The organism is Brevundimonas sp. Root608 (assembly GCF_001427825.1).
GTDB lineage: Bacteria > Pseudomonadota > Alphaproteobacteria > Caulobacterales > Caulobacteraceae > Brevundimonas.
This window is the reverse complement of sequence record NZ_LMGT01000006.1, coordinates 226,999-236,894: the sequence shown is the minus strand read 5'-3', so window position 1 is coordinate 236,894 and position 9,896 is coordinate 226,999. Positions and strand designations below refer to the sequence as shown.

Annotated in this window: 9 protein-coding genes; 8 read left to right on the top strand and 1 reads right to left on the bottom strand. The window is 68.8% G+C overall.

The genetic code is table 11. From position 1 onward, the window contains the following. Positions 1-487 precede the first annotated feature (487 nt). A complete protein-coding gene (locus ASD59_RS10650) occupies positions 488-1,756 on the top strand; it encodes a dipeptidase (RefSeq protein WP_055831599.1) in 1,269 nt (422 codons plus the stop codon). Next, positions 1,756-2,418, top strand: coding sequence for a hypothetical protein (locus ASD59_RS10645; protein WP_055831598.1), 663 nt, complete (start codon positions 1,756-1,758; stop codon positions 2,416-2,418). Before ASD59_RS10650 ends, ASD59_RS10645 begins: the two co-directional genes overlap by 1 nt. Here ASD59_RS10645 and ASD59_RS10640 read toward each other — a convergent pair. Continuing rightward, positions 2,402-2,842 carry a tRNA (cytidine(34)-2'-O)-methyltransferase gene (locus tag ASD59_RS10640; protein WP_055831597.1) on the bottom strand — a complete coding sequence of 147 codons (441 nt, stop codon included), beginning with the start codon at positions 2,840-2,842 and terminating at the stop codon, positions 2,402-2,404. The two genes, ASD59_RS10645 and ASD59_RS10640, sit on opposite strands and share 17 nt — an antisense overlap. 198 nt (positions 2,843-3,040) lie before the next feature. Between ASD59_RS10640 and petA the strand changes: the two genes are divergently transcribed. From petA to ASD59_RS10610, 6 genes are all read left to right on the top strand, one after another. Then, positions 3,041-3,583: a ubiquinol-cytochrome c reductase iron-sulfur subunit gene (gene petA / locus ASD59_RS10635; RefSeq protein WP_055831596.1), complete on the top strand. Its 543-nt coding sequence runs from the start codon at positions 3,041-3,043 to the stop codon at positions 3,581-3,583. A gap of 11 nt (positions 3,584-3,594) precedes the next feature. Next, a complete protein-coding gene (locus ASD59_RS10630; RefSeq protein ID WP_055831595.1) occupies positions 3,595-4,923 on the top strand; it encodes a cytochrome b in 1,329 nt (442 codons plus the stop codon). Positions 4,924-4,931: 8 nt separating this feature from the next. Beyond that, positions 4,932-5,804 carry a cytochrome c1 gene (locus tag ASD59_RS10625; RefSeq protein WP_235561804.1) on the top strand — a complete coding sequence of 291 codons (873 nt, stop codon included), beginning with the start codon at positions 4,932-4,934 and terminating at the stop codon, positions 5,802-5,804. Between the two features lie 169 nt (positions 5,805-5,973). Then, positions 5,974-7,641 carry a M28 family metallopeptidase gene (locus tag ASD59_RS10620; protein ID WP_055831594.1) on the top strand — a complete coding sequence of 556 codons (1,668 nt, stop codon included), beginning with the start codon at positions 5,974-5,976 and terminating at the stop codon, positions 7,639-7,641. Between the two features lie 220 nt (positions 7,642-7,861). Continuing rightward, positions 7,862-9,484 (top strand): M28 family peptidase, encoded by a 1,623-nt coding sequence (locus tag ASD59_RS10615; RefSeq protein WP_055831593.1) that lies wholly within the window; start codon positions 7,862-7,864, stop codon positions 9,482-9,484. A 13-nt stretch (positions 9,485-9,497) separates the two neighbouring features. Further along, positions 9,498-9,887, top strand: coding sequence for a RidA family protein (locus ASD59_RS10610; protein WP_235561803.1), 390 nt, complete (start codon positions 9,498-9,500; stop codon positions 9,885-9,887). Positions 9,888-9,896: the final 9 nt, after the last annotated feature.

Here is a 9,896-nt window from a genome sequence, read left to right as displayed (position 1 = left end):
CCGAAAAGGCGACGCGCGACGTCCCGCAACGATCACACCCCGCCGCACGTGGTTGGCCCTGGCGCCAGACGCCCTCCCCCGCGACGGGATGGCAAAAGCATAAGGCCGCGGGGCCCCCGTGCTGACAATAGAGTTTGAGAAAAGCGGAAGGTGTTGAAGAGGCGAGATATTTTCCCGCCAACCCGACTATATATCCGGCGAGCAGCGTCACGCCTTCGCGCACCCCATCACCGTGCATCCCCGCGGAGGCGGGGACCGAGGTCTTGGCCCCGCCGCCGGTGTCGGACCGGGCGCCGGTTACCTCCGCCCGTCTCGTTGCAGCTCAAACCTGGGTCCCCGCCTTCGCGGGGATGCACGGTTGGAGGGGCGGTCCCCGCCTCCGCGGGGATGGACGGATTTATTGACGCCCCGATGGGGGGAAGGCGCGGGCGCTTGCCAAGCCCGTCGCGTCTGGCACTGTCCGGCGTCGCTGTTCCGGGAGCCTGCCATGATCCGCACTGTCCTTCTGTCCACGGTCGCCGCCGTCCTGATCGCGGGACCGGTTCTGGCCCAGACGCCGGACGCGGCGGGAGAGGCGAGGGTGCGGCGGCTGCTCGAGCGGACGCCGCTGATCGACGGGCATAACGACCTGCCCTGGGCGTTGCGGCAGGGGCACGGGAACGACCCCTACGCCGTCGATCTGAGCGCCAATCTGGACGCCTCGACCGACCTGCATACCGACATCCCGCGCCTGCGCGCCGGCGGCGTCGGGGGACAGTTCTGGTCGGTCTATGTGCCGGCGACCCTGACGCCGACCGAGGCGGCGCGCGAGACCTTCGAACAGATCGACACCGTCAAGCGGATCGTCGCGGCCCATCCCGGCGCCTTCGAACTGGCGACCACCGCCGCCGACGTCGAGCGCATCCATCGCCGCGGGAAGATCGCCTCGCTGATCGGCATGGAGGGCGGCTATTCGATCGACGATTCCCTGGGCCTGCTGCGCGAGTTCTTCGACGCCGGGGCCCGCTACATCACCCTGACCCATTCGCGCACCACGACGTGGGCCGACAGCGCCACCGACGCGCCGAAATGGGGCGGGTTGTCGCCGTTCGGCGAGCAGGTGGTGAAGGAGATGAACCGGCTGGGGATGATGGTCGATCTGAGCCACGTCTCCGAGGAGACGATGCTGGACGCCATGCGGGTGTCGGACGCGCCGGTGATCTTCTCCCACTCCTCGGCCCGAGCCGTGACGGCGCATCCGCGCAACGTGCCCGACAGCGTGCTGCGGCTGATGGCCGAGGACGGCGGGGTGGTGATGGTCACCTTCGTGCCCGGCTTCGTCTCGGAGACGGTGCGAGCCTGGAACGCGGCGCGGGCGGCGGAGGACGCGCGGTTGAAGTCGCTGAACCCCGGCGATCCGGCGGCGGTTACGACCGGACTGACGGCCTGGCAGGCGGCGCATCCGATCCCGACGGCGACCATCGCCGACGTGGTCGCCCACATCCAGCACGTCCGCGACGTGGCCGGGATCGATCATGTCGGCCTCGGCGGCGACTTCGACGGCGTCGACGCCCTGCCGGTCGGGCTGGAGGGGGTGGACGCCTATCCCCGCCTGCTGGCCGCCCTGATGGCCGAGGGCTGGAGCGAGGCCGACATCCGCAAGCTGGCGGGCGAGAATGTGCTGCGAGTCATGAGCGCGGTCGAGGCGGTGGCGGAGAGCCGGAAGGGAGAGCGGCCCAACCTGGCGGTCATCCCGGCCGCCGGAGCGCCGGAATAGTGTCGGCAGCCCGCCCGGAACGCGACTACCGCCGCACCGACTGGGACGAATCGATGCCCGGCGACGACGCCCTCGCCGGCGCCCTGGCCCGGTCCCGGATCGAGCCCCTTGCACTCGACGGTCGCATCGCCCGGCTGGCGGAGGAAATCGGCGAGGACTGGCCCAACGGTCGCGCCATGGCGGCGCAGTTCTACCTCGATCTCGATCCGGCGCTGGTCTTCTTCCTGACGCGCAACCGTCTGCATGACATCCGGTTCTTCGCGGAGTTCTTCCGGCACGCGGTGGTTCGGGAGGCCCTGCCCGCTCTCGGCGAAGTAAGCTGGAGCGAGGAGGCGGCCGCGGCGAACAGCTATCTCGAGCGGATGGGGCCCCGTCTCGGGTTCGAACTGATCGACGGCTGGCGTTCTCTGGGTAGGCTGGCCAGCCGTCTCAGCCACGGCGGCGTCTATCGAGGAGGCGGCTTCAAGGACCCTCATGTGATCGAACTGGTCGAGGGCCTCGCCGAGGCGGCGTTCGGCGGGCGGCGGTCGGAAGCGCTGAGCTATCACTCGTGGATGACGTGGAGCGACTGGTTCGATGGCGATTTCGAGGACGGCAGCTATTTCTGGCTGGATCGGCGCACGGGGCTGGCCACCGTGCTGCTGATCACCGACGGGCGCTAAGGGCCTCCCACAAGGCGATCCCGGCCGAAACCGACAGGTTCAGCGAGCGCGCATCCGGCTGGATGGGGATAACCACCCGCGCGTCGGCCGCCTCATGCACGAAGTCGGGGGCGCCCGTGGGTTCGCTGCCGAACAGCAGGGTGTCGTCCGGCTGGAAGACGAAATCGTTCAGGGGCGTGGCGCCCTTCGTCGTGAACAGAACCAGCCGTCCCGCCCCGCGATCGCGCTGGAAGGCGTCCCAGTCGGCGTGCCGGATCATGTGTCCCAGGGGGCCGTAGTCCAGCGCCGCGCGCTTCATGGCCCGGTCATCGAACCGGAAGCCGGTCGGCTCGATCACATGCAGTTCCACGCCGAAACAGGCGCCCAGGCGGATGCAGGCGCCCACGTTCTGCGGAATGGCTGGTTGAAAAAGGGCGAGACGCATTCTAAGGCCCTCATACGCGCGGCCTGGGGGTCTGTCGCGGCTCGAATTGCGACTGTTTCTCAATGAAGCGGCGCAGTTTGCGGCGATGAGCCGCAACGCCGGGCCGGGTCAGACCGAAGGGAAGCCGCTAAAAGCATCCATGCCGTTTCCCGCCGCACCCTCTTTCGGGCGCGGATCACGGCGCACGAGGAGTAAGACGTGGCCGAATCGGTCGTGACTGAGAACGGTGAGGGCGGCGACGCCTCCCGCCGGGACTTCATCCATATCGCGGCCGGCGCGGCCGCCGTCGGCGCCGGAGCCATGCTGGCCTGGCCGCTGATCAATTCGATGAACCCCGCCGCCGACACCCTGGCGCTGGCGTCGATCGAGTTCGACATGAGCAAGGTCCAGGAGGGCCAGCAGGTCGTCATCAAGTGGCAGGGCAAGCCGGTGTTCGTGCGCTACCGCACGCCCCGGGAAATCCAGGAGGCCGTGGCGACGCCGCTGTCGGCCCTGAAGGACCCGCAGACCGACGGCGACCGCATCAAGGCCGGTCACCAGCAATATCTGGTCCTGCTGGGCAACTGCACCCACCTGGGCTGCATCCCCACCTTCGGTTCGGGCGATTTCGGCGGCTGGTTCTGCCCCTGCCACGGCTCGCACTACGACACCTCGGGCCGCATCCGTAAGGGTCCCGCGCCCAAGAACCTCGTCGTGCCGGAGTACGATTACGTCTCCGACACCCGCATCAAGATCGGCTGAGGGCGAGACCGATGAGCGATCACGAATCCACCTACGTCCCCAAGACCGGCGTCGAGAAATGGCTCGACACCCGGCTGCCGATCGTCCGCTTCGGCGCCGACTACATGTCGCTGCCGACCCCGAAGAACCTCAACTACTGGTGGACCTTCGGCGGCATCCTGGCCCTGTGCCTGGTCATCCAGATCGCCACCGGCGTGATCCTGGCCATGCACTATGTGCCCAACACCGAAATGGCCTTCGCCTCGGTCGAGCGCATCATGCGTGACGTCAACGGCGGCGACCTGATCCGCTACACCCACGCCAACGGGGCCTCGATGTTCTTCATCGCGGTCTATCTGCACATGCTGCGCGGCCTGTACTACGGCTCGTACAAGGCGCCGCGCGAGATGATCTGGATCGTCGGCTGCCTGATCTTCTTCCTGATGATCGCCACCGCCTTCCTCGGCTATGTCCTGCCCTGGGGCCAGATGTCCTACTGGGGCGCCGAGGTGATCACCAATCTGATCGGGGCCATCCCGGTCGTCGGCGAGCCGGTCCTGATCTGGCTGCGCGGCGGCCCGGCGATCGACAACGCCACCCTGAACCGCTTCTTCTCGCTGCACTATCTGCTGCCGTTCGTCATCGCCGGCTGCGTGGTGCTGCACCTGTGGGCCCTGCACCACGCCGGTCAGAACAACCCCGTCGGCATCCTGATTCCGAAGGACCGGCAGGCCAAGGACACGGTGCCGTTCCATCCGTACTTCACGGTCAAGGACGGCTTCGCCATCATCCTGTTCCTGATCCTGTTCGCCGTGTTCGTCTTCTTCATGCCGAACGCCCTGGGCCACGCCGACAACTACATTCCGGCCAACCCGCTGGTGACGCCGGCGCACATCGTGCCCGAGTGGTACATGCTGCCGTTCTACGCCATCCTGAGGGCCGTGCCGGACAAGTTCGGCGGCGTGGTCGCCATGTTCGGCGCCATCGGCGTGCTGTTCGTCCTGCCGTGGCTGGATACGTCCAAGGTGCGCTCGATGCGCTACCGCCCGACGATGCGGACCTTCTTCGTCATCTTCGTTCTGGTCGGCCTGATCCTGGGCTGGTGCGGGGCGCAGCTGCCGGACGCGCCGGTGATCGGGACCTTCAAGACCTTCATCCTGATCGACGGCGACCTGAACAGCTATCTGTGGCTGACCCGCCTGGCGACGCTCTACTACTTCGCCTTCTTCCTGATCATCATGCCGCTGGTCGGCCTGCGCGAGACGCCGAAATCCATTCCGGCGACGATCTCGGAACCGGTGCTGTCGGGCGGCGACGCCATGACGGCGGCGGCCCCGGCCTCGCCCGAGACGAAGGGCTGAACGCGACCATGACCCTCCAGACGAATATCCGCGCCATGAAGAAGACCCTGGTCCTGATCGCGGCCGCCGCCGGCCTGGCGTTCGCCGCCCAACCGGCGCAGGCCGCGGGCGCCGCCCATAAGCTGCGCGACGGCGGCTTCAGCTTCGACGGGCCGTTCGGCGCCTTCCATCAGGGCCAGCTGCAGCGGGGCTACAAGGTCTACCGCGAGGTCTGCTCCTCCTGCCACAGCATGAACCTGATGCATTTCCGCACCCTGGCCGAACCGGGCGGGCCCTTCTTCGACGCGCATCAGGCCAATCCGGCCGAGAACCGCTTCGTCAAGGCGCTGGCCAAGGAAGTCCAGATCGCGGACATCGACACGGAAACCGGCGAGCCGGTGATGCGCGACGGCACCGCCGCCGACCGCTTCCCCAGCCCCTATCCGAACGCCACGGCCGCGGCCGCCGCGAACGGCGGGGCGGCGCCGCCCGATCTGTCGGTGATGGCCAAGGCCCGTCACGGCGGGGCGAACTACATCTATTCGCTGCTGACCGGCTACGAGGCGGTTCCGGCAGGGCTGCAGATCCGGCCGGGCCAGTACTACAACGCCTATATGGCCGGCGACCTGACGCCGTTCATGCCCGAGGGCGCCCATGTGCCGCCGGGCGGCTTCATCGCCATGCCGAACCCGCTGATGGACGGTCAGGTGACCTATGACGACGGCACCGCCGCCTCGGTCGACCAGATGGCCAGGGACGTGTCCGCCTACATCGCCTGGGCCTCGGATCCCAAACAGGTCCAGCGCAAGCAGACCGGCCTGGGCGTGATGATCTTCCTCTTCCTGTTCGCCGGGATCACCTATGTGAGCTACCGCCGGATCTGGAAGGGCGTCGCCCACTAGGGCCCGCCGACACCGACACCGGAAGGACCCGCCGGAGCCTCGCGCTCCGGCGGGTTTTTCATGCGCCAGGACCCGCTCCGGCGCCGGCGGGGGGCGGCCGCATCGACAGCCCTCGGACGGCGCCCTAGGGTCCGCCCCGTCCTGTCATCGACCGAGGGTGTATCCGTCCATGCGTCTGTTCCCGACCGCCGCCGTGCTCGCCGCCGGCGCCCTGTTGTCCGCCTGCGCGACCATGGAGGGAGGCGCCGCCGCCCCGCCCGCCGCGACCTTCGACACGGCCCGGCTGTCCGAGCATGTGCGCGTCCTCGCCAGCGACGAATACCAGGGCCGCGGCATCGCCACGCCGGCCGAGGACATGACCGTCCGTTATCTGAGCGAACAGTATGCGGCGGCCGGCTTCCAGCCCGGCGGCGCCAATGGATCGTGGACCCAGGACGTGGCGCTGAACCGCTTCACGGCCTCGAATTTCCAGGGCGTCAACCTGAAGGCCGGCGGCGAGACCATTCCCCTGACCCAGGGCCAGCAGATCACCATCTCGACCCGCCTGCCGGGCGACCACGTCATGCTGATGGACAAGCCGCTGGTCTTCGTCGGCTACGGCATCAAGGCGCCCGAGCGGAACTGGGACGACTTCAAGGGCGTCGACGTGCGCGGCAAGGTCATCGTCGTTCTGGTCAACGACGCCGACTTCGAGGAGCCGGCGCTGGACACCTTCAACGGCCGGGCCATGACCTACTACGGCCGCTGGACCTACAAGTATGAGGAGGCGGCCCGTCAGGGCGCCGCCGGCGTCATCATCGTGCACGAGACGGCCCCGGCCTCCTACGGCTGGGCCACGGTGCAGAACAGCTGGTCGGGCCCGCAGTTCGACATCGTCCGCGCCAACGCCGCCGCCGAACGCGTGCCGATGGAAGCCTGGATGCAGCGCGACGTCGCCGTCGACCTGTTCCGCCGCGCGGGTCAGGATTTCGAGGCTCTCAAGACCGCCGCCCGGGGCCGTGATTTCCGCCCGGTCGAGCTGGCCGGCGCGACCTTCAGCGCCATGTTCGACGTGGCGACCAGCCGGGTCACCACCCGCAACGTCATCGCCCGTCTGCCGGGCACGACCCATCCGGACGAGACCATCCTGTACACCGGTCATTGGGACCACATCGGCGTCGGCGAGCCGGACGCCAACGGCGACCGCATCTTCAACGGCGCCGTGGACAATGCGACGGGCACCTCGGGCCTGCTGGAGCTGGCGCGCCTCTGGGCCGCCGGTCCGCGTCCCGAGCGGTCGATCGTGATGATCAGCTTCACCGCGGAAGAGAGCGGCCTGCTGGGCTCGGAATTCTACGCCGCCAATCCGGTGTATCCGCTGGCCACGACGGTGGCGGGCTTCAACATCGACGCCATGAACGTCTACGGTCGGGTCGCCGACGTGGACATCATCGGCTCGGGCCAGTCAAACCTGGACGCCCGCGTCACCGCCGAGGCGACGCGTCAGGGCCGCACCGCAAGGCCGGACAGCAACCCCGCCTCGGGCAGCTATTTCCGTTCGGACCACTTCCCCCTGGCCAAGCGCGGGGTGCCGATGGCCTATGTCGACGGCGGCGGCGCCTTCCGTGACGAACCGATCGCCGCCCGCGAGGCCGCCCGCTCCGAATACAGCGCCAAGCGCTATCACCAGGCCGACGACGAATGGTCGCCCGACTGGGACCTGCGTGGCCAGGTCGAGGATCTGGAGCTGATCTTCAACATCGGCCGCGATCTGGCCAACAGCCGCGACTGGCCGGAATGGATGCCGGGCTCGGAATTCGGCCCGGCGCGCGCGCCGAGCGCGAACCAGCGGCGGTAGGAAGCCGGGTTCTCCCTCCCCCGAAGTGGGGAGGGTGGTCGCGCAGCGACCGGGTGAGGAACAGTCCAGCCATACCCCACCCTGTCGTCGCTTCGCGCCGACATCCCTCCCCATGAAAGGGGAGGGAGAAGCGACCCTCGACATGACGAAAACTTAAGGGACGCCGTCCGGACGGCTCCCTAGAGTGCGCGCCATCAGGTCCGGGGATGGAGTCCGCCAAATGTTTCGCAAGATGATGGGCGGCGTCGCCGTCGCCGCCGTGCTTCTGGCCGCCGGCATGGCCTCGGCCCAGGAGTTCTCGGCCGCCCGGATCAGCGACAATATCCGCACCATCAGCGCCGACGAATACCAGGGCCGCTATCCCGGCACCGAGGGCGAGCGGATGGTGCTGGCCTGGCTTCAGGCCCAGTACGAGGCCATGGGCATGCAGCCCGGCGGCCCCGACGGCCAGTGGCTGCAACCCGTCGAGCTGAAGCGCTACACCCCCGTCGCCGGCGCGACCGCCAGCTGGACAGGGCCGGACGGCCAGGTTCATGCCCTGACGCCGGGAACCGACATCGTCGTGCGCGCCGCGACCAATGACGGCCGCGCCTCGATCCGGGACGCGGGCGTGGTCTTCGTCGGCCACGGCATCCATGCCCCCGAGCGCCAGTGGGACGACTATGGCGACGCCGACGTGCGCGGCAAGGTCGTCGTCGTGGTCGGCGGCGAGCCGGACGGAGAACGCTTCAACGGCGAATACGCCACCAACTACCAGTCGGGCGCCTACAAGGCCGACGAGGCCTTCCGCCGCGGCGCGGTCGGGATCATCACCCTGGTGGCCCAGCCCGCGGCTTCGCCGATGTGGCAGGGCGCCCTGCGCGGCGCGGCTCGCACCCGCACCCTGACGCCCGGCGCGGCCGATCTGGAGTTCTCGGGCGCCATGCCGCACGACACCGCCGCCGCCTGGGCCGCCGCCGCCGGTCTGGACATCAGCCAGCTGCCGAACATCGCGGACGGCTCGTTCAAAGCCGTGGCCCTGCCGGGCGTCACCCTGTCGGTCGAAGTCGCCGAAACCATCGAGACCCTGGTCACCCACAATCTGCTGGCCCGGATTCCGGGGACCGAGCATCCCGAAGAAACCATCATCTACTCGGCCCACTGGGACCATGTCGGCGGCGCGGAGCAACACCCGACCGTGACCGGCGACAACATCTGGAACGGAGCCTGGGACAACGCCTCGGGCACCATCGGCGTGCTGGAGATGGCGCGTCAGATCAAGGCCGCGCCGGCGCCGAAGCGTTCGATCGTCTTCGCCCACATGGCGGCCGAGGAGATGGGCCTGATGGGCGCCTATGGCTATGCGGCCAATCCGGTCTGGCCGCTGGAGACGACGGTCGCCGACATCAACATCGACATGCTGCCGCTTTCGGGTCCGACCCGCGACGTGCCGATCTTCGGCCGGGGCCAGAACGAGCTGGAAGACCGGCTGCAGGCCCTGGCCGAACCCCTGGGCCGCTATGTCTCCGACGACGGCATGCCGGAGGAGGGGTTCTACTACCGCTCCGACCACTTCCCGTTCGCCCGCATGGGCGTGCCGGCGATCATGCCGTGGCACGGCTGGGACTGGGTCGACGGCGGCCGGGCGGCGGGCGAGGCCGCGTGGCGCGCCAAATTCGCGGCCGACTATCACAAGGCCTCGGACGAATGGTCGGCGGACTGGGACCTGACCTCGGCGGTCGAGAACCTGACCCTGCTGTATCATCTGGGCCTGGACCTCGCGAACAGCGGCGACTGGCCGGGCTGGAAGCCGACGTCGGAATTCGCCGTCGTCCGCGCCCGCTCGGACGCCGCGCGGCAATAGGACGGAGACGCCGGTGGCCGCTATCATCCGCCCGCTGACCGGAGACGGCTCCCCGCCGGCGGAAGGCGCCTACGCCCAGGCGGCGGAGGTCTCCGGGGCGACCCGCTGGCTGTATCTGTCCGGCCAGATTCCGGTCGCGCCCGACGGCTCGCTGGCGCCCGACTTCACGGGCCAGTGCGAGCAGGTCTGGGACAATGTCGAGACCCAGCTGAAGGCCGCCGGCATGACGCTGGACAACCTGGTCAAGGTCACGACCTTCCTGTCGGACCGGGCGCATGCGCTGGAGAACCGCGAGGTCCGCATCCGCCGGCTGGGCGGACGGCAGACGGCGCTGACGGTGATCGTGACGGGCATCTTCGACGAGGCCTGGCTGGTCGAGATCGAGGCGGTGGCGGCGGCGTAACGCCGCCTT